This window comes from Dyella jiangningensis, from assembly GCF_003264855.1.
In the GTDB taxonomy this organism is placed as follows: domain Bacteria; phylum Pseudomonadota; class Gammaproteobacteria; order Xanthomonadales; family Rhodanobacteraceae; genus Dyella; species Dyella jiangningensis_C.
This window is the reverse complement of sequence record NZ_NFZS01000005.1, coordinates 39,092-62,841: the sequence shown is the minus strand read 5'-3', so window position 1 is coordinate 62,841 and position 23,750 is coordinate 39,092. Positions and strand designations below refer to the sequence as shown.

Genomic DNA, 23,750 nt, shown 5'->3' with positions numbered 1-23,750 from the left:
AGTCGAAGCATCGCTTTGCGATGAGTCACGCGCGTGGTCGTGCAACCGGCCGTTGGATGGCATTCGTCGTCTTGTGCATCTTGCTGGCATTGCCTGGCATGTCGCGCGCGACCTGTCCGGACTTCACGCCGCCCAACGCGAGCGCCTCGTCGCCCATGCCTGCCGGTGGCACCATCGTGATCGATGCGACTGGTTGCAGCGGTTCGTCCTTTGGCACCATCGGCGACGTGGTCACACCGGCCGTGCACGGTACAGCGACGGTTACCGACCACTCGGCCGACAAGATCACCTATGTCAACAATGGTGACGGCGCCACGACCGACAGCTTCACTTTCGATGATGGCAAGGGCGGCGCGGATCCGCCGATCACCGTGACGCTGCATATCGCAGCGGCAACGTCATCCATCGTGATCACGCCGAGTTCGCTACCGTCCGGGACCGTCGGTGTGCCTTACACCTCGACTACGCTGAGCGCATCGGGTGGCACAGGGCCATACACCTATGCCGTCACGGGCGGCACGCTGCCGCCCGGCCTGCAACTCGTGGGCGGAACCATTTCAGGTACGCCCACCACGCAGAACAATTACTCGTTCACTGTCACCGCGACCGACAACACGGGCGCGACCGGCAACCTGAGTTACACGGTGACGATCGCGGCAGCGATCATCAACATCACCAATACGCCTACGGCGGCAGTCATCAACACGCCCTACAGCTTCACGCTTACGGCATCGGGCGGAACGTCTCCGTATACGTACACGATGGACGGCGGCACCACGCTTCCGCCTGGTCTCACGCTGTCACCGACCGGCGTCATCAGTGGTACGCCGACGACGTTGGGCACGACCAACTTCACCGTGCGCGCGACCGACAACTCTTCGCCGACGCACTTCTTCTCGGCGAACAACCTGTCGATCACGGTACAGAATCTGCCGCCGCCGATTGCCAACCCGGTAAGCGCCACGGTTGCCTACGGCAGCAGCGGCAATCCGATCACGCTCAACATCACCGGCGGCGCGCCGGCCTCGGTCGCCGTCGGTACCGCTGCCGCCCACGGTACGGCGGTCGCCAGCGGCACGTCGATCACGTACACGCCCACACCCGGCTACGCGGGCCCGGACAGCTTCACCTACACGGCCAGTAATGGCGGTGGCACCTCCGCGCCGGCGACAGCGACGATCACCGTGTCGCCGCCGACCATCACTTACACGCCGTCCAGTCCCGCCGCTGGTACGGTCGGCGTGGCGTATAGCCAGTCGATCGCCGGCGCCAGTGGTGGCGCGACGCCGTATACCTACACGATCGTTTCGGGCACTCCGCCGCCGGGCGTCACGTTGGCTGCGAACGGCACGCTGTCCGGCACGCCGACTTCGAACGGCACGTTCACCTTCACGGTGCGCGCCACTGACAGCAGCACCGGCAGCGGACCGTTCACCGCCACCAGCGGCACGCTGACGCTGACCATCAATACGCCGACCATCAGTTACGCGCCAGCCAACCCAGCGGCGGCGACGGTAGGCGTCGCCTACAGCCAGTCGCTGGCAAGCGCCAGCGGCGGCACCTCGCCGTATAGCTACGCCATCGCGACCGGCAGTCTGCCGCCGGGCATCACGCTGGCAAGCAATGGCGCGCTGTCGGGTACGCCTACCGCGGGCGGTACGTACAACTTCACCGTCACTGCCACCGACAGCAGCGGCGGCACTGGACCGTTCAGCGCGACCAGCGGCCCGCTGACGCTGACCGTGAATGCGCCCACCATCACGGTGGCGCCAGCCACGCTGGTTCCCATGACCGTGGGCGCAACGTACGCGCAGAACGTGACGGCCTCCGGCGGCACCTCCGGATATTCCTATGCGGTCACCGGTGTTTTGCCGGCCGGCATCACCGTGAGCAATACCGGTGCGATCTCGGGTACGCCCACGTCCGCTGGTACCTACACTTTCACCATCACCGCCAACGACAGCAGTACCGGCAGTGGGCCCTATACCGGCAGCCGCGCGTACACCGTCACGGTGAATGCGCCTGCACTGACGCTGACGCCATCGTCCGGCGGCACCGCCAACGCCACTGCCGGCTCGCCGGTCAGCGCGACCTTCGCAGCCGGCAACGGTACGTCGCCGTACACGTATGTGATCAGCGCGGGCGCGTTGCCCGCGGGTGTGACGTTGTCGCCCACCGGCACGCTATCCGGTTCGCCGTCGGTCGCCGGCAACTTCAACTTCACTGTGACGGCCACGGACAGTTCGACGGGCGCGGGCGCACCCTTCTCCATATCGGGCAGCTATACCCTGGCCGTGGTGGCGCCGACGATCACGCTGTCGCCGGGCACGTTGCCGCTGCCAGCGGTCGGTAATCCCTACAGCCAGGCCATCACGGCGTCCGAAGGCCACCCGGCCACCTTCACCTACAGCGTCAGTTCGGGCCTGCTGCCGACGGGCCTAGCGCTGGATGTCAACACGGGCATGGTGAGCGGTACGCCCACGGCGGCGGGCAACTTCAACTTCACGATCACCGCGACCGACAGTGGTGGTTTCACGGGCAGCCAGGCATACACCGTCAACGTAGGCGCCGGCACCGTCGTGCTCAATCCGGGCACGCTGACCGGGACCGCGGCGGAGACGCCGTACACGCATAGCTTCGCCGCCAGCGGCGGCACGGCGCCGTATACCTATTCGCTCACGTCGGGTTCGATTCCCGCAGGCCTGGCGCTGTCGTCGGCCGGCGTGCTGTCCGGCACGCCCACTGCTGCCGGTACGTTCAATTTCACCGTGAAGGCAACCGACAGCAGCACCGGTACCGGTGCGCCGTTCACGGCAACCCAGTCGTACTCGCTGACCGTGAGCGCTCCGTCGATCACTGTCTCCCCGTCGACACTGCCGCCCGGGACCGGTGGCACCGGCTACAACCAGACCTTGACCGCTACCGGCGGTAGCGGCAGCTATACCTATAGCCTGTCGGCGGGTGCGCTGCCGCCCGGCATCGGGTTGAGCAGCAGTGGCGTCGTGTCCGGCACGCCGACGACAGCAGGCACCTACAACTTCACTGTCACCGCGACCGACGGCTTCAGTTTCACCGGCAGCCAGTCGTACACGTTTACGGTGAATGCGCCATCGATCAGTATTTCGCCGGGGACGCTGCCGGCAGGCACGGGCGGCGTGGCCTTCAACCAGACCTTGACCGCCAGCGGCGGCAACGGTGGCTATACCTTCAGCCTCGTGTCGGGCGCGCTGCCGCCAGGCATTGCGTTGAGCAGTGCCGGTGTGGTTTCCGGCACGCCGACGACCGCCGGCAATTACAACGTCACCGTCAAGGTGACCGACGGTTTCGGCTTCACCGGCAGCCAGGCCTATACGTTCACCATCAATGCGCCGAGCATCACCCTCACGCCGGCGGCGGTGCCGGGCGGTCAGGTTGCTGTCGCGTACAACCAGTCGCTGAGCGCGAGCGGCGGCAATGGCGGCTATACCTACAGCCTCGCCGCAGGCGCGCTGCCTCCGGGCGTGGCGTTGAGCAGCGCGGGCAGCCTATCCGGTACGCCGAGTGCGGCAGGCAACTACAGCTTCACGGTGAAGGTGACGGATGGTTTCGGCTTCACCGGCAGCCAGGCGTACACGGTGGGCATCAACCAGCCGGCACCGGTGGTGGTGAACGATACCGCCACGACGCCGGCCAACTCGCCCGCGACCCTCGCGGTGACCGCCAATGACACCGGTCCGATCACCAGCATCGCGGTGGCGCAGGCGCCGGCCCACGGCAGCGCGACGGTCAACGGGCTCAACGTGGTCTACACGCCGGCCAGCAACTACTTCGGCAACGACAGCTTCACCTATACGGCGATAGGCCCCGGCGGAACCTCCACGCCGGCCACCGTCAGCATCACGGTGACGCCGCTGGCGGTGCCGGTCGCTGCCGCGCAGTCAGCGACGGTGCTGGCCGGCAAGTCGGTGACGATCCACGCCACGCAGGGCGCCACGGGCGCGCCGTTCACCACGGTGGCGATCGTCACGGCGCCGGCCAAGGGCACGGCGTCGGTGAGTGGCACCGATATCGTCTATACGGCGCCGATCGATGCATCGGGAGCGGTGACCCTGGACTACACGCTGTCCAATCCCTTCGGCGCATCGCAGCCGGCGCGCGTTACGGTCACGGTGAATCCCGTGCCGCTGCCTGCGGCATTGAGCGCCAGCGTGGTGGCCGGGCGCACGGTGCAGGTGGATCTGACCAGTGCAGCGCACGGCGGTCCGTTCACTGCGGCGACGCTGATCGCGGTATCGCCTTCCAATGCGGGCAGTGCCAGCGTCCACGGTTCCGCTTCCGGCTACACGCTCGACTTCACCGCAAACAGCGCCTTCAGCGGGCAGGCGCAGGTCAGCTATACGTTGAGCAATGCGTACGCCACCTCGGCCGCCGCCACCGTCACCATCAGCGTGACGGGACGCAGCGATCCGTCGAAGGACGCGGAAGTCCTCGGCATCCTGGCGGCGCAGGCGGATTCGGCACGACGCCTCGCGCTGGGACAGATCGACAACTTCCAGCGCCGGCTGGAAACGCTGCACACCGGCGCGGCCAGCGGTGGATTCACCAACGGCATCAGCCTGAGCTCGGCGAGTGCTCGCCAGAACCGCGACCCGATGCTTGGGCTGCGCGGTCGCGACGACGAGTGGAGCCGTCGCTACATCGTGCAGCCGGACGAGCCGTCGACGGGCGAGGCGACAAGCGGTGGCGGCAAGCTGGGCGGGTGGTCGGTATGGACCGGCGGCGCCGTGAACTTCGGCAAGACGCTGCCGGGCACGAGCGACAATGGCATCGACTTCACCACGTCCGGCATCAGCATGGGCGTGGATCGTGCCTTCGGCGACACGTTCGCGCTGGGCGCCGGCGTGGGTTACGGCCACGACGCGTCGGACATCGGCCATCACGACAGCCGCAGCACGGTGGATGGCTACAGCGCCGCCGTGTATGGCAGCTATCGGCCGTCGCCGCTGGTCTATATCGATGCGCTGGCTGGCTACCAGTGGATGTCGTTCGATGCGCGCCGCTACGTCACCGACAACGGCAACACGGTGCACGGAAGCCGCGATGGCACGCAGCTGTTCGCCTCGCTGTCGGTGGGCTACGAACACCGCACGCAGGACGGCATGCTGGTGTCCCCGTACGGTCGCTTCGACTTCGCCCGCGCCAGCCTCGACAGCTACACCGAGCATGGCGACGACATCTACGCGCTGCAGTACGAGAGCCAGACGGTGAAGACCAGCACCGGCGTGCTGGGCCTGCGCGCGCAGTGGGTGGCCAAGCGCGACTACGGTGTGTGGATGCCGCAGCTGCGTGCCGAATTCCGGCACGACTTCCAGGGTTCCAGCGTGGCCGCCATGCGCTATGCGGACCTGCTGGGTGGCCCCCTGTACTCCGCCTCGCTGGGCGGCACCTCGCGCAACCACACCCTGGTCGGCGCGGGCGTGATGCTGCAGACGGTCAGCGGCTGGTCGTTGCGCGCGGAGTACCAGAACCTGCTGGACAACAGCACGCGCGACAACCAGTCGATCCAGCTGGGCGTGGAGAAGAAGTTCGACCCGTAAGGGACGCGGTGGGTCCGGATCTCCGGACCCACCCATTCGCGGCCGTATTGTCTCGATCCAATTGGCGAAAAAGGCCGCCGGAGCTACACTCGGAGGGTTTCCCGCCTCCTCGCCCAGGGGGCGTCCACCTATTGCCGCGCCAACCCCCGGGCGCCGCGGAGAGAAGCTCCCCATGGATCAGCTCGACGACATCCTTCACCAGGACCTCGACCCCACCGAAACCCAGGAATGGGTCGAATCGCTCAATGCGGTCATCAACCATGACGGCACCGAGCGCGCGCATTACCTGCTGGAGAAGATGGTCGATTCGACCCGCCGGGCCGGCGGCTACCTGCCGTTCAACCCGACCACCGAATACGTCAACACCATCGCGCCCGCCAACGAAGCGAAGATGAGCGGCGACGCGGCGATGGAATGGCGCATCCGCACGCTGGTCCGCTGGAACGCGATGGCCATGGTGGTGCGCGCCAACCGCAAGCCGGGCGAGCTGGGCGGCCATATCGCCAGCTTCGCCTCTTCGGCGACGCTGTATGACGTGGGCTTCAACCATTTCTGGCGCGCACCGAGCGCCGACCATCCGGGCGACCTGGTGTTCCACCAGGGCCATTCCAGCCCGGGCATCTACGCACGCTCGTTCCTGGAAGGCCGCATCTCCGAGGAACAGCTCGACCTGTTCCGCATGGAAGTGGCCGGCCATGGTCGTGGCCTGTCGTCCTACCCGCATCCGTGGCTGATGCCGGACTACTGGCAGGTGCCGACGGTGTCGATGGGCCTGGGTCCGATCCAGGCGATCTACCAGGCGCAGTTCTGGAAGTACCTGGAAAACCGCGGCCTGATGCCGAAGACCGATCGCAAGATCTGGTGCTTCATGGGCGACGGCGAAACCGATGAGCCCGAGTCGCTCGGCGCCATCTCGCTGGCCGGCCGCGAAGGCCTGGACAACCTGGTGTTCGTCATCAACGCCAACCTGCAGCGCCTGGACGGTCCGGTGCGCGGCAACGGCAAGATCATCCAGGAACTCGAGGGCGTGTTCCGCGGCGCTGGCTGGAACGCCATCAAGGTGGTCTGGGGCAGCTACTGGGATCCGCTCCTCACCCGCGACACGAAGGGCGTGCTGCGCAAGCTGATGATGGAAACGGTCGACGGCGAGTACCAGGCGTGCAAGGCCTTCGGTGGCGCTTATACGCGCGAGCATTTCTTCGGCAAGTATCCGGAGACGCGCGAGATGGTCGCCAACCTGTCCGACGACGACATCTGGCGCCTCAACCGCGGCGGTCATGACCCGCACAAGGTCTATGCGGCCTATCACCAGGCCGTGAACACCAAGGGCATGCCCACGGTGATCCTGGCCAAGACGGTGAAGGGCTACGGCATGGGCTCGGCCGGCGAATCGCAGAACCCGACGCACCAGCAGAAGAAGCTGGACGCCGACGCCGTGCGCCACTTCCGCGACCGCTTCAACATCCCGGTGACGGACGACAAGCTGGCCGAGGTGCCGTACTACCACCCGGGCAAGGATTCGCCGGAAGTGCAGTACATGATGGAGCGTCGCCGCGCGCTGGGCGGCTTCCTGCCGCAGCGTCGCCGCCAGACCGACGTGAAGCTGAAGGCGCCGGATCTCTCGGCGTTCACGCAGATCACCAACGGCACCGGCGAGCGCGAGATCTCCACCACCATGGCGCTCGTGCGCGGCATGAACCTCTTGCTGCGCGACAAGCAGATCGGCGAGCGCATCGTGCCGATCGTGGCCGACGAGGCCCGCACGTTCGGCATGGAAGGCATGTTCCGCCAGATCGGCATCTACGCGCCGTTCGGCCAGAAGTACCGTCCGCAGGACGCCGACCAGCTGCTGTACTACCGCGAAGACCAGAAGGGCCAGGTGCTGCAGGAAGGCATCTCCGAGGCCGGCGGCATGGCCGCCTGGATGGCCGCGGCCACCAGCTACAGCATCAGCAACCAGCCGATGCTGCCGTTCTTCATCTACTACTCGATGTTCGGCTTCCAGCGCATCGGCGACCTGGCCTGGGCGGCCGGCGACATGCGTGCACGCGGCTTCCTGATCGGCGGCACCGCGGGCCGTACCACGCTGAACGGCGAAGGCCTGCAGCACGAGGACGGCCATTCGCACCTGCTGTCCGGTGCGATTCCGAACGTGAAGTCGTACGACCCGACGTTCTCCTATGAAATCGCGGTGATCCTGCAGGATGGCACCCGTCGCATGGTGCAGGAGCAGGAAGACGTCTACTACTACATCACCGTGATGAACGAGAACTACAGCCACCCCGACCTGCCGCAGGGCGTCGAGGAAGGCATCATCAAGGGCATGTACCTGTTCAAGGACGCCGGCAAGCCGAAGAAGGGCGAGCCGCGCGTGCAGCTGCTGGGTTCGGGCACGATCCTGCGCGAAGTGATTGCCGCCGCCGAACTGCTGGAGAAGGACTTCGGCGTTACCTCCGACATCTGGTCCTGCCCGAGCTTCAGCGAACTGCGTCGCGACGGTTTCGACGCCGAGCGCTGGAACCGTCTGCATCCGGAAGCCGAGCAGCGCGTGCCGTTCGTTACCGGCCTGCTGCAGGGCCGCCAGGGTCCGGCGATCGCCGCCACCGACTACGTGCGCGAGTTCGCCGACCAGATCCGCGCCTTCATGCCGGATGGCATGCGCTACACGGTGCTGGGCACCGACGGTTTCGGCCGTTCGGATACGCGCGAACACCTGCGTGGCTTCTTCGAGGTGGATCGCTACTGGATCGCGCATGCCGCATTGGCCGCGCTGGCGAAGGACGGCAAGGTCAACGCGAAGGACGTCGCCCGCGCCATCAAGACCTACAAGCTCGATCCGGAAAAGCCGAATCCGCTGACGGTTTGATGCTCGGTTCTTTCCTTCCCTTTGGGTGAGGAAGCAGGATGAGAAGGCCCGCTGCGATCCAGCGGGCCTTTTTTTTCGCCGGTGCCCTCCCTCTTTTGTAGGGGCGTACCTGGTGCGCGCTCGTCCTATTCACTTAACTGGCGCGGCCTTTTCCTATGTTGTGGGAGCGCACCCTGTGCGCTACAGCCCTTCGCGCCGGTCTTCATGTTTTCGGCTCCTCGCCGGACCACTCCGCATGCCATAAAAAAACCCGCCAAACGGCGGGTCTTTTTATGCCACGGAAAAAGAAACACCTCAGTCATCCTGATCACGGAACAAATGCCGCAACAACAGGAACGCGCCGACCGTGCCAGCCACGATGGCCGTGGTCGCGACCGGATGTCGTGATACATGGCGGCGCAGACGGCGGTATTGGTAGTTGGCTTCGTCGGCGAAGTCTTCCGCGGCGTGGCCGATGCGGCGCGCGTAGGTGTTGCGGTTGCGTCCGAAGCGGCGGCGCGCATCGCGCCCGCGTTCCATCAGGTCGTCTGCGCGGTCGGCGGCTTCGCCTGCATAGTGGCGGATGCGGTCGCCCACCCGTTCGCGGACGCCATTGACGGTGTTTTCGATGTCGTAGGGTCGGCCCATGGCGTGCTCCTCGCAGAATGAAGAGCCACGTTGCCAGCGCTCGCGTGAGTGACGCGTAAACACCGGCGTTGGCCGTTCATCCGGACGTCGGCGTCGGGCGATCGTCGCGATCCTGGGCTTCGAGCATGCGGGCCAGCGTGCGCCGGAACGGCGGCGTGGCCTGGGCCGCACGCAGCAGGGCGGTGCGCGCCACGCGCGCGGGCAGGCGATCGTCGGTGTAGAGCTTCACGATGGCCTGCGTGGCGAAGTAAAGCGGAAGCGTCGCGACGCGGTGCGCGCGCTCATAGCGCTGCAGCACGCGGGCTGAGGCGAAATCCTGGCCGGCGGCGTGCGCGCGGCGGATCTGGCCGGCGAGCGTGTCCACGCTGAGCAGGCCGAGATTGAAACCATGCGCGGTGACGGGGTGCATGCCCACGGCGGCATCGCCGATCAGTGCGAGGCGAGGACCGATGAAGCGATGGGCGTAGGTGGCGACCAGGGGATAGGTATGGCGCGTGCTGGTCAGGCTCATCGCGCCGAAACGGCCATCGAAGCGCCGGCGCATGTCCTGGTTGAACTGCCCGTCATCGAGTGCCATCACGGATTTCATGGTGTGGCCCGGCAAGGTCAGCACGACCGAAGCCTCTCCGTTGTGCAACGGCAGCAACGCCATGGTCTGTCCGTGATCGAACCACTCCAGCGCCTCGCCATCGTGGGATTTCTCCAATGCCATGCGGCAGACGAGCATGGTCTTGCCGAAGTCATGCATGTCGACCGAAATGCCCGCGTCGCGACGCAGCGACGAGAAGCGGCTGTCGGCGGCCACGACCAGGCGCGCGACCACGCTGGTGCCATCGGCAAGCTGCAGTTGCGGGTGGCCATCGGCCAGCGACACCGAGCTCACGGCCGTATCGGTCACGAGTGTGATGCGCGGCTCCTGCTGCACGCTGGCATAGGCCGCGCGGCGGATGCGGTCGTTGGGCACCAGGAAACCCAGCTCCGCATCGCCCGTGCCGGTGGGCAGCACGCTCAGGCCATGAAGCGAATGCCCGTTGAGCACGCGAGCGGTGCGCAGCGGCGAGATGTCCGACGCCCCCAGGCGATCCCACAGGCCCAGCTTGCGCAGGATGCGCACGGAGCGTTGGGTCAGGGCGATCTCGCGTCCATCGAAAGCCGGTTCGCTCAACGCACCGAGCGGTTGCCGTTCGATCACCACGATGCTGAGCCCGGTATCGGCCAGGGCGCGCGCAAAACAGAGGCCGGCAGGGCCGGCACCAACCACCACGATATCGACATTCATGCGGGGAGGATCATCCGTGCAGGGGCGGTGAGCCTGCACATGCTAGGAACTCCGCGCGGTGCGGCCATGACGTCCGTCAAGTGATGGAGCCATAGCGACGCAGCGGTGGTTGTCGCCGCATGCAAAGTTCAGGATGGTGACGGCGCAGGCTCCGTATGCAACCGCTGCCTACGGCGAAGCGTGGGAAACATCGCCATCCACAGTGCCACCACGACAAGCGTGCCGATGCCGCCGATCAGGGTGGCGTTCACCGCACCGACCCACGCGGCAAGCAGGCCCGACTCGAATTCGCCGAGCTGGTTGGACGTGTTGATGAAGATCGCGTTCACCGCGCTGACACGCCCTCGCATGTCGTCGGGCGTATCCAGCTGTACGAGCGCACCGCGAATCACCATGCTCACCATGTCGAACGCGCCCAGCGCAAACAGCGCCAGCAGCGACAGCCACAGCGCGGTGGAAACGGCGAACACCAGCGTCGCCAGGCCAAACCCGGCCACCGAGGCGAACATGATCGGACCCACGTGTCGCTCCATGTTTTGGCGGGTCAGCCATAGCGACATGAGCAGCGCGCCCACGGCAGGCGCCGCGCGAAGCAGGCCCAGACCCCATGGACCGGTATGCAGCACATCCTTGGCGAAGATCGGCAACAGGGCGGCGGCGCCGCCCAGCAGCACGGCAAAGAGGTCGAGCGAGATCACGCCGAGCACGTCGGGCCGCGCGCGGATGAAATGCACGCCGGCAAACAGGGTCTTCAGCGTGGCCGGCTCGCGCTTCGGTTGCGCCTGCTCGTAGCGCAGGTGTGCCATCAGCAGCACGGCGGTGAGATACAGCAGGGCGCATGTCGCGTAGACCACGCCCGGGCCCGCGACGTACAGCAGACCGCCGATCGCAGGGCCCATGATCATCGCGGCCTGTCCCGCCGACGCGCTGGCAGCCATGGCGCGGGGAAGCACGCTCATCGGCACCAGTGCGGGCAACATCGACTGCATCGCCGGAAATTCGAAAGCCTTGGCCACGCCGATCACGAACACCAGCGCAAGTATCGAAGCCTCATGGGCCTGGTGCAGGAAGCTGATGACCGCGAGCGCGGCGATCGCCAGCATGTCGACGATCTGTCCCAGCAGCACGATGCGGCGACGTTCGAACTGGTCCGCCACGTGTCCCGCCGGCAACGCCAGCACGACCGAAGGAATGAATTGCACGAGGCCGATCAGGCCCAGGTCGAAGGCTCGGCCGGTGATGGCGTACACCTGCCAGCCCACCGCCACGGACAACATCTGGAAACCGAAGCCGGAACAGATGCGCGCAAACCAGAACTGGACGAAGGCGGGATGCGAACGCAGGGCATCCGCCGCGGGCGACGTGGGGGAGGGCATGGATATTCCTGACGAGGTCCCGCGCATTATCGGCGGCTGAAGCGCAGGGGCAAGATTCAGCGCCTTCACACCGATCTCCCCGCATGTTGACCTGTTCTTGGCGACGCTGCCTCTAGCGTGAAACGCAACCAGGCAAGTCGCGAGGTGCCTCATGGGCCAGTTTGCTGAACGCGTCTATACGGATCCCGTCCACATCCGTCGGCTGGAATCGCTGGTGCAGGAGCTGCCCACCAACGGACACGTGGTCCTGCTGCTCAAGGACGGCAGCATCTACGACGGTGTGGTCTGCGAGCGTCCGAACGTGCAGTTGTTCCGCGACGGCGATGAGAACGAAGGCATCAACGGCGTGGTCCGCCTCGAGCGCCCCGACGTGCCCGATTGGAGCTGCTACGTCTGGCTGGGCGATATCCGTCGCGTGGAACATCTCGATTCCACCATGGGCAGCGAGAGCTGACGAGCCCGCGCTGCCCATGGCGGCGTCATGCGTGCTGGGTTTGCTGCGGGAGCGCCACGCCACATTCGCTCGCGGCGACGCGAGGCTTCGCATCGAGTCCGAACAAGGGGCGCAGCCAGCGCGAACGGCGTATGGCGAATTCATGCAGCAGCGCGCAGCCAGCCACGGTGCACGCCAGCACCAGCAGCGGCTCCAGCACCGCACCCAGGCGCAGCGGAATCAACCAGTACGCGGCGGCCAGCATGATGCTCTGGTGCAGCACGTACCACGGGAACACCGCCTCGCGTGCATACGGCAGCCAACGGAACGGGCGATTCAGATAGTGGTGCCCCCAGCCCAGCACGGCGGCGATGGCGGTCCAGGTGTAGAGATAGTTCAGCGCGCGCAGCACCTCGTGTACTGCCGCCATGGCGGCGGGCGCCAGCGGCGAGGCATCCATGAACCGATCGAGGCAGAGGAATCCCGCGAAGCACAGCAGTGCCGTTGCGAGTGAAGCGCAACGCAGCCGCGCCAGTTCATCCCACAGGCCACCACGCGTGCCCAGCAGATAGCCATAGAAGAACACCGTGCCGTACTGGGCATGCGCATGCCAGTCGTTGAGCAGCGCATGGTTCTGCGGAAAACGGTTGGCGAGCAGGGCCGAATAGACCATCAGCGGGACAGCGGGCACGACCAGCAGTGCGATGCCGTGCAGGCGCCGGCAGGCGGCGACGGCGCGTTGCCCGAGCGGCGATTCCAGCAAGGGAATCAGCGCCAGCAGCACCATCGTGTAGACCCATACGTAGGACAGGTACCACAGGTGGTTCCAGGTCACGCCGAACTGCCAGCCGTCGAAGGCGCCCGCCGGCCAGGGGCCACCCGTCCAGTAGCGCAGCAGGAAGGTGCCAAAGCCCGGCGCCACCAGGCCATTGTCCACCCCCTGGACGTAGGGCTGGATCGGGATGACCACGGCCATGCCGAACAGCAGCGGCAGCTGCAGTCGCACGGTCCGTCTCCAGGCCACGACGGGCAACGGGTGTCGTCCGCGCAGGAAGTGGACGGCCAGGCCGGAGATGAGGAACAGCAGGTCCATGCGCCAGCGGTTCAGGAACAACATCGGGTATTGCAGCCAGCCGGCGAGATAGTGGCTCTTGAGGTGGAACCCCCAGTCGCTCACGTAGAGCATCCCCAGGTGGTAGAGGATCAGCAGGCCGAAGGCCAGGACGCGCAGGGCGTCGATGTCGTGGCGGCGGTTCATCGGGGCAGCTCCAGTGGCGGGATGGCTCCATGCTGTCCATGGAGGTCGCCGCTGTCCGCCGCCAAGTGATTGATGGCAGGGGATGAGGGACGAATGGAGGGCACGCCGGGACGAACATGCGGCGCCGGCGCCGCGTCCACGTAGAATCCGGGCCATGACGACACGGATCGGTTTGGACTATCAGGGATTCCAGCGCTGGCGCCGGCCTTTCGAGGTCGGCTTCTGGGTGGTGATGCTCACCGCGAACACGGTCTTCAACGGGCTGGTATCGTGGTTCGACCACGTCTACCACAGCAGCGGCACCTCGAACCTGGAACCCTGGGTGTGGGAGGCGAGCAGCAGCCTGGTGATCCTGGCGCTGGTGCCCTTCGTGGTGGCGGCGACCCGGCGTTGGCCGCTGCGCTTCGATACCTGGCGGCAAAGCCTCCAGGTGCACGTGCTGCTGACCGTGCCGTTCTGCCTGGTCCATGTCGGCGCCATGGTCGGCCTGCGCTCGCTCGCCTACCTGGCCATGGGCAGCCATTACCGGTTCGGCAATGTGCCCGTGGAACTCTTCTACGAGTACCTGAAGGACTTCCGCACCTATCTGTCGTTCGTGTCGCTGATTTCCTTCTACGGCTTCTTCGTGCGCCGCCTGCAGGGCGAAGCGAGCCTGCTGGCCGAACCGGACGAGGGCCCCCCGGTGGAACCGGTGGATCGTCCGGAACGCTTTCTGGTGCGCAAGCTCGGCAAGGAATTCCTGGTGGCCGCGCGCGACATCGAATGGCTGCAGGCCTCCGGCAATTACGTGAACCTGCACGTGCGCGGGCGCGACTACCCGCTGCGCGCCACCATGGCCGGCATCGAGGAGCGGCTCGATCCCTCGCGTTTCCTGCGCGTACATCGCAGCTACCTCATCAACCTCGACCATCTGGCCGAGATCGAACCCCTGGAAACCGGCGACGCCCGCCTCACCATGCGCGACGGTGCCCACATCCCCTGCAGCCGACGCTACCGCGCGCAGCTGCGCGAGCGCTTCGGTGAAACCCCCGTCGGCGCGTGACACCAAAGCTCTCTGTAGGAGCGCACCCAGTGCGCGACCGCGGCGCACCAGGCTCATCCGTAAAGGAGTACATGCGGGCTGTTCGCGCACTGGGTGCGCTCCTACAGCGATGAAGCGAACAGTTGCACTCGCCCGCCCCACCGTTCCACTCTAAACGCCTTCCCTTTACCGGACGCCTCGCCCATGAACCTGCTTCGTCCTGGCCTTGTCGGCACCTCCTTCTGCATGGCACTCGCCCTGGCTGCATGCTCCCAGTCGGGAGACCAGGCACCGGCACCGCAGCAGGCCCAGGCACCCGCCGACGATTCCGCACAGAAGCTCGATACCTATCGCCAGTTGCTGCGCATCCACAACGACGAGATGGCCGTGACGATGGGCAAGGAGATCGTCAGCCGCTATCCCAACAGCGACGCCGCCAGGGAAGTGCAGCAGAGCCTGCCCGAGATCGAGAAGCGCTATAAGGAAAACAGCGAGAAGAACCGCCTGGCCAGCCTGTGGCTCTACCAGGTGTCGCCGATGCAAGGTGGCACGCAGTCCACCGCCACCATCGCCAACAGCCAGTCGACCGCCGAGGATCGCGTGAACCTGATCCTGCGCCGGCACACCGACTGGGGGCAGAACGTCTTCCTCTACAACACCGGGGGCCGCCACGGTTTCGTGTGCAAGGGCGTGTGCTCGATCAAGGCCACCTTCGACGGCAAGCCCGGCAGCATCAGTGCCTTTGCACCCACCACCGGCGAGCCGGCGCTGCTGTTCAAGGACGACAAGGGCTTCATCGCGCAGATGGAGAAGGCCAAGAAGATCACTATGGATGTGACCATGCAGGACGGCGAGAAGAAGGTCACCCTGGTCTACGAGGTAGGTGGTTTCGATCCGGCGAAGTGGCAGTCGGTGTCCAAGCCGGCGAAGAAGAAGTAACGCGTCCACCCGCACAGCGTTCGCGCGTTTTTAAATGCATCCCCTCATGAGTACGCCGCGATGGCCATCAAACCCGTTCTGATCATCGGCGCCGCGCTGCTGCTGGGCGCCTGCGCGCGCGTCGGCCAGGAATACACGACGCGCCTCAACGCCCGCCAGCAGGCCTATGCCGCCGCCGCGGGCGCACCCGTCCAGAGCTTCCACTATTTCAGCCTGTGGTCGTGGGAACCGCTGAGCGATGAGCAGTTGGCCGTCTATACGCGGTCCAACGAAGCGTGGCTGCTGGACCTCGACGGCAAATGCCGCAACCTGCAATTCACCAACCATATCGGCCTGACTTCGAGCGTCAGCGAGGTATCCGCGCGCTTCGACCGCGTGATCACCGGCGCCGCCGACGCACCATGCTTCATCAAGCAGATCCGCCCGGTGGACATAGCCAAGCTCAACGAACCGCAGCAGGGCAAGCCACGCGAGGTGGAGGAGATGCAGCGGCCGGAGAAGTGACGGGCGACCTTGCGCCGTGATGCTTCGTGCGTAGAGGAGCCGGCGCGCGTTGCGACTCGCCTGTAGGAGCGCACCCAGTGCGCGACCGCAGCGTGCCATTTATGCATCTGTTGACGGTGGTCGCGATAGCTCACTAGCGCGCCACGCCGCAACGCTGCGGTCGCGCACTGGGTGCGCTCCTACAACACAGCGGCGGCACTCCGCTCACGCCAGCTTGCCCATCAATGCAAGAACAGCTTCTCCGCGATTTTCGCCAGCGGCCGCTCCATCGCGCTCTGCAGTCGCGGCGGCAGATCCAGCGGCTTCAGCAGCATCTTCACCGTCATTTCGGCCGGTATATTCCGCCGCAACAACGCCTGCGCCCGCCCGGTCACGCGGCGGAACTCCGCCTCGTTGTCCTTGTGCTGGGGATAGCACTGGTTGAACACGTGGCGCAGCGCGACGTCGCTGTCCTCGCTCTTGATCTCGTTGACGCGACGCAGGATGGCGCGGAACACCTTGTAACGACCGAAGCCCTCGCGTTCGCGATAGAGACGGTAGTGCTGGTAGAAGTGCTTGAAGTGCCGCACCTCATCGCTCTTGATGTGGTTGGTGAGCTGCTTGAGCACCGGTTCGTCGGTGATGTCGTTGAGCGCGCGGTACAGGCTGGCGGTGCCGGTTTCCACCACGCAACGGGCGGCAAGTTCCAGGCCGCGGCTGCTTTCGAGCTGTTCGTTGGTGCACATCGCGCCGTACTCGTTCCAGAACGAGGCGAAGCCGCGCTCCCAGTCGAATTCCGGCCATACGGCTTTCACGTAGGCGGCGAGCGCGCGGCCGTGCTGCAGTTCCTCGTGTTCCCAGTGCTGGCTCAGCCAGGTCTGCAGCTCTTCGTCGCCGGCGAAGTGGTCGACCAGGTTGTGCGTGTACAGGTCCGAGCCGCTTTCCACGAAGGAGGCGCTGCACAGCAGGAAGAACAGGTCCTCGTTCTGGCGTATGCGCTGGATCTCGATACGGCTGAAGTCCAGGCTTTCCAAGGTCCAGGGCAACGAAGTGGTGTAGCTCACGCGGACATTCCTGTGCGATTGGGCGGTCGCCGCGGGGCGCGGCGCCGGCCGGCATGACGATTATGTGACAACAGCATACGACCGGAAGGCCGCGCGGGATTAACGCGCGCCGACCCGGAGGCGACGACGGAGAGCGCGGGGCTTCAGCGCACCACGGTGACCGGCACGTGGGACCGCTGCAGCACGTCGCCGGATACCGAGCCCAGGAGCCAGCGGGCGAGCGCGCCGCGCTCGGTATGGCCGATCACGATGTGGTCGATGCTGTGGCGGCTCACCTGCTCCAGCAGCACATCGCCGGGGCTTCCGCGCACGACCTCGGCATCGATGAGGGACGCCGAGTCGGGCACCAGCTCTTTCACCTCGGCAAGCAGTCGCGAGCATTTGCCGGTGCCTGGATCGGTCATCATCAATGCGCACGTGTCGGCGCTGCCTTCGGTCATCTGCAGCACGGAAACCACGCGGACCCGTCCACCGCTGGCGCGGGCCAGTTCGGCGGCGAAGCGGACGGCGCGCTGCGACGAGGCGGAACCGTCATAGCCGACCAGCGAATACTTCAGCATGCGTACCCCTTTGGCCTGGATGGGCGAACCGGTCAGTTGGGAACCTCACGGCAGCGACGCTCGACGTGGGTGTTCTTCGACTGCTGGTTCTCCTGCACTTTCTTGCCAGCGTACGCGCCGCCGGCGGCGCCCGCTACCGTCGCGATCGTTTTTCCCTTGCCGCCACCGACCTGGTTGCCGAGCAGTCCGCCGGCCACGCCGCCGATCGCCATGCCGGCGATCTGATGCTTGTCCTTGGGCTGGTCCTGCACGACGACGTCCTCGCATACGGTGTGCGTCTTCTTCGGCGGAGGCGAGGTGGACGACTGCGCGAGGGCCGGTCCGCTGCCGGCCCATGCCCACGCGACAATGAAAAGAATGGAGACCCTGGTTTTCATGGCATCGTCCTCGCTGCTTCCTTGCGACTAGTGTGCGCGGGACTTTGTTAGTGCGGCATCAAGCGTTGTTTCTACGCCATATTCACGAAGGCAGCGGAGTATGAATGGCCTTCGGTGCGCATGCCTTTTCGTTCAGCAAGTCTGTCGACAATGGCAGTCGGACTATCAAGTTCCATAGAGCCAAGGAGAACACGATGATGAAGCGTACGTTCGTAATGGCAGCTTTGGTGCTGGCTTGCGCTGGCGTGACCACGGCGCTGCCGGTGAGCACCGCGCGCGCCGCCGAGGCCGAGGTGAAGTGCGACCTGAGCTTCAGCCTGTCCGGTTGGTCGATCATCTACAAGCATGCGGAAGGCAGCGGCACGGTGGTGTGCAGCAACGGCCAGCGCGCCAACGTGAAGATCACGGTGAACGGCGGTGGCCTGACTGCCGGCAAGTACCGCATCGACAACGGCAAGGGTGACATCAGCCATGTGCGCAGCATCGACGATGTGTTCGGTGACTATGCGCAGGCCGGCGCCGAAGCGGGCGTGGTCAAGAGCGGCGAAGCCCAGGTGCTTACCAAGGGCACGACGTCGCTGGCGTTGCACGGCAGCGGCGAAGGCGTGAACCTCGGCGTTTCGGTGGGCGCCTTCAGCATCACCCGTCGCTGAGTATCCCAGCGCAAGGACGAAGGGCGCCGCGAGGCGCCCTTTGTTTTGCCGGAGTAACGCGTACACTGCACCGGTTTTTTCATGAAACCGGAGTGCCGTCATGCGACGTCTTTCGCTGCTGTTGCTGTTGGTCCTGCTGCTGGGCCTGGTGGTCCCCGTGCAGGCCGACGAGGCGTCCGCCCTGCCGAGTGCAGGCCAGCCGGCACCGGCATTTCGCCTGCAGGACCAGAACGGCAAATGGCATACGCCGGCTGATCACCAGGGCCACTGGGTCGTGCTGTACTTCTACCCGAAGGACTTCACGCCCGGCTGCACCACCGAGGTATGCACCTTCCGCGACGACATCGCGAAGCTGCGCAAGGCCGGCGCGGAGGTGCTTGGCGTAAGCCTGGACGACGTGAAGTCGCATGCGGAATTCGCCGCCAAGTACCACGTGCCGTTCCCGCTGCTTTCCGATGCCGACGGCAGCACGGCGCAGGCCTATGGCGTGCTCGCGTCCAAGGTCGGCTTCAAGTACGCGCGCCGCACCACCTTCCTGATCGATCCGCAAGGCAAGGTCGCCAAGGTCTACCAGGACGTGGACCCGGAGAAGAACTCCGCGCAGGTGCTGGCCGATCTCACTTCGTTGAAGGCCTCTTCCTGATGTTCCTGAAAGTGCGTGGTACCGGACACACGGATGGCTTTGCGCTGTGGCGCATCGTGGCCTGGTTGATGCTGCTGCTCGCGGCCTATGGCTGCCTGCAGTACGCGGTGCACGGCGAGCAGGTATGGGCCGTACTCAAGCAGTTGCCGCCCGGAAACACCAGCGATGCCTGGCAGTTGCGCAAGATCCTGGCATGGGACGTGGGCTATTTCCTGATCGCCTTCGGCGTGGTGGTGGTCTGCGCCGGCGCGATCCTGCGGCAGGCGTGGGCGCGCCCGGCCCTGCAGGTGCTGTCGATCCTGCTGGCCCTGGGTTGGGGCGTCGCTGGTGGCCTGCTGCTGCTCTCCCAGTGGCGCGAATTCAGCCAGGGCGTGGCGATGACCAACGCACAGGCGCCGCTGGATCCCGCGTCGCTGCAGGCGCTGGACCACGTGCGCCGCTCGTTCGTGATCGCGATGGCGGCCAAGGCGGTCGCCGTGCCAATCCTGCTGTGGCTCGCCTGGTGGCTGGGGCGGCCGGCGGTGAAAGCGGGTTTCCGCGAGCTGCGTCCGTCGCGGCCATCGCGGTGATTCAGCCGCGGTTGCCGCCGCACGGGTTATCGCTGCGGCACCGCTTGCTACCGTGGCATCCCATGTACCGCCGCCTGTTTCTCGCTCTGACCGTCTCCTTCGCCGGCGTCGCCGCCCATGCGCAGGACCTGGCCACCACCTGTCATGCCACCAGCAGTTATGACCTGACGGTGGCGCCGGACCATCTGTTGTTCGATCGACCGCAGCCGGCTCCGCACCAGGTGGAGCTGCATGATGGCCGCCTGCGCACGGACGGCGCCACGGTGTCCCTGCGCCCGGACGAACAGGATCGGCTCGCGCTGTTCGAACGCGAACTGCGTGCCCTCGTCCCTCGCGTGAAGGGCGTGGCGGCGAAGGGTGTGGATCTGCTGGTGTCGGGCATGCACGACGAGGGTGCGCGCCTGTCGTTGAGCCCCGATACGCGCGCGGAGCTGGATCGTCGGGTGGCCGCGCGGGCGGCGGAGCTCAAGCAACGCCTGGCCGCGAGCAACAGCACGCACGACTGGCAGGGCAACCTGGCCGACACCTACGCGAACCAGGTCGCGGCCGACCTGATGCCCCTGATTGCCAACGATCTGGGGCAGCAGGCGATGAACGCGGCGATGACGGGCGATCTGCAGGCCGCCGCGAATCTGCGTGATACCGCCGCCGACCTCGCCACCCAGCTGCGTCCACGCCTCGAGCAGCGCATGCAGGCCCTGGCGCCGCAGATCCAGGCCCTTTGTCCCTCGATACAGCGGCTCGCGGAGTTGCAGCAGGATATCCGTGGTAGCGGCGGGCAGCCGCTCAACCTGTTGCAGGTCGGGCAGTAGAACACAGGCTGAGCGCGACGCCACGCATACCTTGGATTAACCTTCTGCTAAGCGCGGAAGGGCGAGGATCGAGTCGAAATTCGCTGTTTTTTCAGGAGGCGGCCTTGTGTCGCACGCTCGAGTACCGCGCTACAACAGCTTGATCCGTCGTGGCATCGACGACCGGGATCTGTACCGCCGCGCGCTCGCGCAAGTGCGCGAACCCGGCCTGCAGGCCTTGCTGGCGGAGAACCTGCATACGCTTGATCTGCTGATCGACGACCTGCAGGTCCAGGCCCACGCCAGCGGAATGACGCCGGCGCGGCATGGCACGCTGGCCGGGTCGATCCGCAGCGCGCTCGCCGAATGGACGGCCGGCTTGTCATCCAATCGTGACTCGGCGTGGGTTCGTTCGCTGGCGCGCAACGAGTGCGCACTGCTGCACCGCTTCGAGAAGCAGATGGCGCATGCCTCGCGTGAATCGGCGCACGCGCTTGGCGTGCAGCTGTCGCGCCTGCACGGCATCCATCACGACATGCATTGCCTGGCCGGCACCCATCACGCCTGACCGATCACATCATCCAGACCAAACAAGGGGCGCAGGCATGCCAACGCCGGAAGACGTGCTGCAGTTCTGGTTCGATCCCGCTGCCGGAGTGCACTGGTTCGACCGCGACGATGCGTTCGACGCGCAGGTGCGCGAGCGTTTCGGTGCCGTGCTGGCGGCGGCGACACGCGGGGAACTGGATGGCTGGTCGGCCACGCCGGACGGCTGGTTGGCCTTGCTGATCGTGCTGGACCAGTTCAGCCGCAACATCTACCGCGACGACGCGCGGGCCTGGGCCCACGACGCGAAGGCGCAGGCGCTTGCAGTGGAAGGCATTGCCCGGGCGGATGACCAGCGGATCGCGCCGCTGCGTCGGCTGTTCGCCTATCTTCCCCTGGAACACGCGGAAGACCTCTCGCTGCAACGCCATTGCGTGCAGCTGTTCGAACGCCTGGTCGGGCAGCTTCCCGCAGGGCAGCGTGCGCAGTTCGAGAATTTCCTTGATTATGCGCGCCGCCACCACGATGTGATTGAGCGCTTCGGCCGCTTTCCCCATCGCAATGCCGTGCTTGGCCGATCCAGCACCGAAGCCGAGCAGGCCTATCTGGCTCGCCCGGGATCGGGTTTCTAGGTCCTTCACCACCGTGTTTTCGACAAGGAGTTCGATATGCGCCGCAGTCTCTTGGTCACCTTGCTGTTGTCATTGAGCCTGGCGGCCCACGCCAGCAGCACCTATCGCATCGGCAGCGAGGTGCTCACCGTCGGCGACAGCGCCGTGCGCGCCATGCAGTTGCTGGGCAAGCCGGATTTCAAGGAGCCGGTGGAATCGGAGTACGGCGGGCACCAGGGCGAGCGTTGGCAGTACCAGCGCGACGGCGGCCACATCGTGACCGTCACCGTCATCAGCGGCAAAGTGTCCGATATCGACGATCGCACGCGCTGAGCGGGCGCGCTTCCTACACCCGCGCACGGCGTGCGGCGCCTGCCGCTGCTGCCTTGCCTGTCGCTAGTGTGAACCCGCCGCGCGAGGCGCGGGTCACGGACAGGGAGGCGTCATGCGCGGATACATCGGATGGATATGCCTGGCGGTGGCGTTCACCGCACAGGCGGGCAGCGGGACCTTGCGGGTGGGCAGCCAGGTGCTGGTGGTGGGCGACAGTGCGACCCGGGCAGTCGAATTGCTGGGCAAGCCTTCCTACAAGTCGCACGGCAAGTCATCAACGGGCCCTCGCACCGCCAAGGGCCGCAAGGCGCGCGGCCGGAGTGCCGGCGACGCCGGCGGCGAGCAATGGCAGTACCGCCAGGGCAACCGCATCGTCACCATCGTGGTCGTGGACGGCAGGATCAGCGCCATTCGCGATGGCGGCCGCTAGAGCGGCGCTGCATGGAACCGGCGGCACGCGCAAGGGTTCCTGCGCGGTGCCGCCCATGCGATAAAAGGCGCGATGCCAGGGAGGTCGCGCCATGCCAGAACTACCCCATGCCGAAGGAGCGAACGCGCCCAGCCTGTTGCGTGCGCGTCACGCGGGCGCGCATGGCAAGGTCACCAACATCGAGCTGTTCTTCGATCTGGTCTTCGTCTATGCGGTGACCCAGCTCTCGCATACCTTGCTGCACGACCTGACGCTGGCCGGCGCGTTGCACGTGCTGCTGCTGTTCCTCGCGGTGTGGTGGGTATGGATCTTCACCGGCTGGATCACCAACTGGCTGGATCCCGAGCGGCTCGCCGTGCGCCTGCTGCTGCTCGTGCTGATGTTCGCGGGTTTGCTGTTGTCCACCGCGCTGCCGCAGGCGTTCGAAGGGCGCGGCATCGTGTTCGCCTGCGCATACACCTTCATGCAGGTGGGGCGTTCGTTGTTCATGGTGTGGGCGCTGCGTCATTCGCCGCCCGCGGCGCAACGCAATTTCCATCGCATCACCAGCTGGCTGGTGGTGTCGGGCGTGCTGTGGATCGCGGGAGGATTCGCTTCCGGTGACGCCCGCTTCGCGTGCTGGCTGGTGGCGCTTGGCATCGAATACCTGGGCCCGGCGCTGTACTTCTACGTGCCCGGCCTTGGCCGCTCCAGCACGTTGGAGTGGGACGTGGAAGGCGGGCATCTCGCCGAACGCTGCAGCCTGTTCGTGATCATCGCGCTGGGCGAGTCGGTGGTGGTAACCGGCAGCAGCTTTGCCGAGAGCCCGCGAGCAGCGTACGACTGGCTGGCCTTCAGCATCGCATTCGTCGGCTGCGTGGCGATGTGGTGGATCTATTTCGACCTGGCCGTGGAACGGGGCAGCCGTTCCATTCGCGAATCCGCCGATCCCGGCCGCACGGCGCGGCTGGGCTATACCTATCTGCACCTGCTGATCGTGGCGGGCATCGTGGTCAGTGCCGTGGGCGACGAACTGAGCCTCAGCCATCCGCACGCCATGGCGAGCGCGGCGCAGGCTGCCGTACTGCTGGGCGGGCCGGCGCTCTACCTGCTGGGCAATGCGTTGTTCAAGCAGGCCGTGAACCATACCAACCTGCCGTTCTCGCACCTGGTCGGGCTGGTCCTGCTGTTGCTGCTGTGCTGGCCGGCCACGATGCTGTCGGTGCTGGCGCTGGCTGGCGCGACCACGCTGGTGCTCGTGATCGTGGCCGCGTGGGAGACGCTATCGCTGCGGGTGCTGCGTCGCGAGCTGTATGGAAGCGAGCCGCATTTGTAG

General features: G+C 66.0%; 22 protein-coding genes. 15 read left to right on the top strand and 7 right to left on the bottom strand.

The features are described from left to right. Positions 1 to 98 precede the first annotated feature (98 nt). On the top strand, positions 99 to 5,576 hold the full coding sequence (locus tag CA260_RS18290; protein WP_238149828.1) for a putative Ig domain-containing protein: 5,478 nt from the start codon (positions 99 to 101) through the stop codon (positions 5,574 to 5,576). A gap of 172 nt (positions 5,577 to 5,748) precedes the next feature. After that, positions 5,749 to 8,442 carry a pyruvate dehydrogenase (acetyl-transferring), homodimeric type gene (gene aceE / locus CA260_RS18285; RefSeq protein WP_111984509.1) on the top strand — a complete coding sequence of 898 codons (2,694 nt, stop codon included), beginning with the start codon at positions 5,749 to 5,751 and terminating at the stop codon, positions 8,440 to 8,442. Between the two features lie 294 nt (positions 8,443 to 8,736). Here the strand turns inward: aceE and CA260_RS18280 are convergent, their stop codons facing one another. From CA260_RS18280 to CA260_RS18270, 3 genes are all read right to left on the bottom strand, one after another. Next, entirely contained in the window at positions 8,737 to 9,069 is a 333-nt protein-coding gene (locus CA260_RS18280; protein ID WP_111984508.1) for a hypothetical protein, read from the bottom strand. Positions 9,070 to 9,145: 76 nt separating this feature from the next. After that, positions 9,146 to 10,348 carry a 5-demethoxyubiquinol-8 5-hydroxylase UbiM gene (gene ubiM, locus CA260_RS18275; protein WP_111984507.1) on the bottom strand — a complete coding sequence of 401 codons (1,203 nt, stop codon included), beginning with the start codon at positions 10,346 to 10,348 and terminating at the stop codon, positions 9,146 to 9,148. Positions 10,349 to 10,476: 128 nt separating this feature from the next. Then, positions 10,477 to 11,724, bottom strand: coding sequence for an MFS transporter (locus tag CA260_RS18270; protein WP_111984506.1), 1,248 nt, complete (start codon positions 11,722 to 11,724; stop codon positions 10,477 to 10,479). Between the two features lie 151 nt (positions 11,725 to 11,875). Between CA260_RS18270 and CA260_RS18265 the strand changes: the two genes are divergently transcribed. After that, positions 11,876 to 12,178: a DUF3247 family protein gene (locus tag CA260_RS18265; protein ID WP_111984505.1), complete on the top strand. Its 303-nt coding sequence runs from the start codon at positions 11,876 to 11,878 to the stop codon at positions 12,176 to 12,178. Positions 12,179 to 12,203: 25 nt separating this feature from the next. Here CA260_RS18265 and CA260_RS18260 read toward each other — a convergent pair whose 3' ends face one another. Continuing rightward, positions 12,204 to 13,415 carry an acyltransferase family protein gene (locus CA260_RS18260; protein WP_111984504.1) on the bottom strand — a complete coding sequence of 404 codons (1,212 nt, stop codon included), beginning with the start codon at positions 13,413 to 13,415 and terminating at the stop codon, positions 12,204 to 12,206. A 154-nt stretch (positions 13,416 to 13,569) separates the two neighbouring features. Between CA260_RS18260 and CA260_RS18255 the strand changes: the two genes are divergently transcribed. From CA260_RS18255 to CA260_RS18245, 3 genes are all read left to right on the top strand, one after another. Next, positions 13,570 to 14,457 carry a LytTR family DNA-binding domain-containing protein gene (locus CA260_RS18255; RefSeq protein WP_111984503.1) on the top strand — a complete coding sequence of 296 codons (888 nt, stop codon included), beginning with the start codon at positions 13,570 to 13,572 and terminating at the stop codon, positions 14,455 to 14,457. Between the two features lie 183 nt (positions 14,458 to 14,640). Continuing rightward, positions 14,641 to 15,375 (top strand): hypothetical protein, encoded by a 735-nt coding sequence (locus tag CA260_RS18250; RefSeq protein WP_111984502.1) that lies wholly within the window; start codon positions 14,641 to 14,643, stop codon positions 15,373 to 15,375. A gap of 60 nt (positions 15,376 to 15,435) precedes the next feature. Beyond that, the gene (locus tag CA260_RS18245) at positions 15,436 to 15,879 is read left to right on the top strand and encodes a DUF6491 family protein (RefSeq protein ID WP_111984501.1); all 444 of its coding nucleotides are present in this window, start codon (positions 15,436 to 15,438) and stop codon (positions 15,877 to 15,879) included. A 221-nt stretch (positions 15,880 to 16,100) separates the two neighbouring features. Here CA260_RS18245 and CA260_RS18240 read toward each other — a convergent pair whose 3' ends face one another. The 3 genes from CA260_RS18240 to CA260_RS18230 form a co-directional block, all read right to left on the bottom strand. Beyond that, positions 16,101 to 16,922 (bottom strand): ferritin-like domain-containing protein, encoded by an 822-nt coding sequence (locus CA260_RS18240; protein WP_111984500.1) that lies wholly within the window; start codon positions 16,920 to 16,922, stop codon positions 16,101 to 16,103. A 143-nt stretch (positions 16,923 to 17,065) separates the two neighbouring features. Continuing rightward, positions 17,066 to 17,482, bottom strand: coding sequence for a universal stress protein (locus tag CA260_RS18235; RefSeq protein ID WP_111984499.1), 417 nt, complete (start codon positions 17,480 to 17,482; stop codon positions 17,066 to 17,068). A gap of 32 nt (positions 17,483 to 17,514) precedes the next feature. Beyond that, entirely contained in the window at positions 17,515 to 17,859 is a 345-nt protein-coding gene (locus tag CA260_RS18230; RefSeq protein WP_111984498.1) for a glycine zipper 2TM domain-containing protein, read from the bottom strand. Positions 17,860 to 18,053: 194 nt separating this feature from the next. Here CA260_RS18230 and CA260_RS18225 point away from each other — a divergent pair, with 194 nt between their 5' ends. The 9 genes from CA260_RS18225 to CA260_RS18185 all read left to right on the top strand — a co-directional run bounded on the left by CA260_RS18225 (position 18,054) and on the right by CA260_RS18185 (position 23,750). Next, positions 18,054 to 18,512: a hypothetical protein gene (locus tag CA260_RS18225; protein ID WP_111984681.1), complete on the top strand. Its 459-nt coding sequence runs from the start codon at positions 18,054 to 18,056 to the stop codon at positions 18,510 to 18,512. 100 nt (positions 18,513 to 18,612) lie between these two features. After that, positions 18,613 to 19,155 carry a peroxiredoxin gene (locus CA260_RS18220; protein WP_111984497.1) on the top strand — a complete coding sequence of 181 codons (543 nt, stop codon included), beginning with the start codon at positions 18,613 to 18,615 and terminating at the stop codon, positions 19,153 to 19,155. Continuing rightward, entirely contained in the window at positions 19,155 to 19,724 is a 570-nt protein-coding gene (locus tag CA260_RS18215; RefSeq protein WP_111984496.1) for a hypothetical protein, read from the top strand. The genes CA260_RS18220 and CA260_RS18215 overlap by 1 nt, the downstream gene beginning before the upstream one ends. 62 nt (positions 19,725 to 19,786) lie before the next feature. Beyond that, complete coding sequence (locus CA260_RS18210; RefSeq protein ID WP_111984495.1) at positions 19,787 to 20,536, top strand: DUF2884 family protein; 750 nt, start codon at positions 19,787 to 19,789, stop codon at positions 20,534 to 20,536. Between the two features lie 106 nt (positions 20,537 to 20,642). Then, positions 20,643 to 21,083: a DUF2383 domain-containing protein gene (locus CA260_RS18205; RefSeq protein WP_111984494.1), complete on the top strand. Its 441-nt coding sequence runs from the start codon at positions 20,643 to 20,645 to the stop codon at positions 21,081 to 21,083. A 37-nt stretch (positions 21,084 to 21,120) separates the two neighbouring features. Further along, a complete protein-coding gene (locus CA260_RS18200; RefSeq protein WP_111984493.1) occupies positions 21,121 to 21,693 on the top strand; it encodes a DUF924 family protein in 573 nt (190 codons plus the stop codon). 36 nt (positions 21,694 to 21,729) lie between these two features. Further along, positions 21,730 to 22,005 carry a DUF2845 domain-containing protein gene (locus CA260_RS18195; RefSeq protein WP_111984492.1) on the top strand — a complete coding sequence of 92 codons (276 nt, stop codon included), beginning with the start codon at positions 21,730 to 21,732 and terminating at the stop codon, positions 22,003 to 22,005. A 112-nt stretch (positions 22,006 to 22,117) separates the two neighbouring features. After that, positions 22,118 to 22,435, top strand: coding sequence for a DUF2845 domain-containing protein (locus tag CA260_RS18190; protein WP_111984491.1), 318 nt, complete (start codon positions 22,118 to 22,120; stop codon positions 22,433 to 22,435). A gap of 91 nt (positions 22,436 to 22,526) precedes the next feature. Next, positions 22,527 to 23,750, top strand: a complete 1,224-nt coding sequence (locus CA260_RS18185) for a low temperature requirement protein A (RefSeq protein ID WP_111984490.1) — start codon at positions 22,527 to 22,529, stop codon at positions 23,748 to 23,750.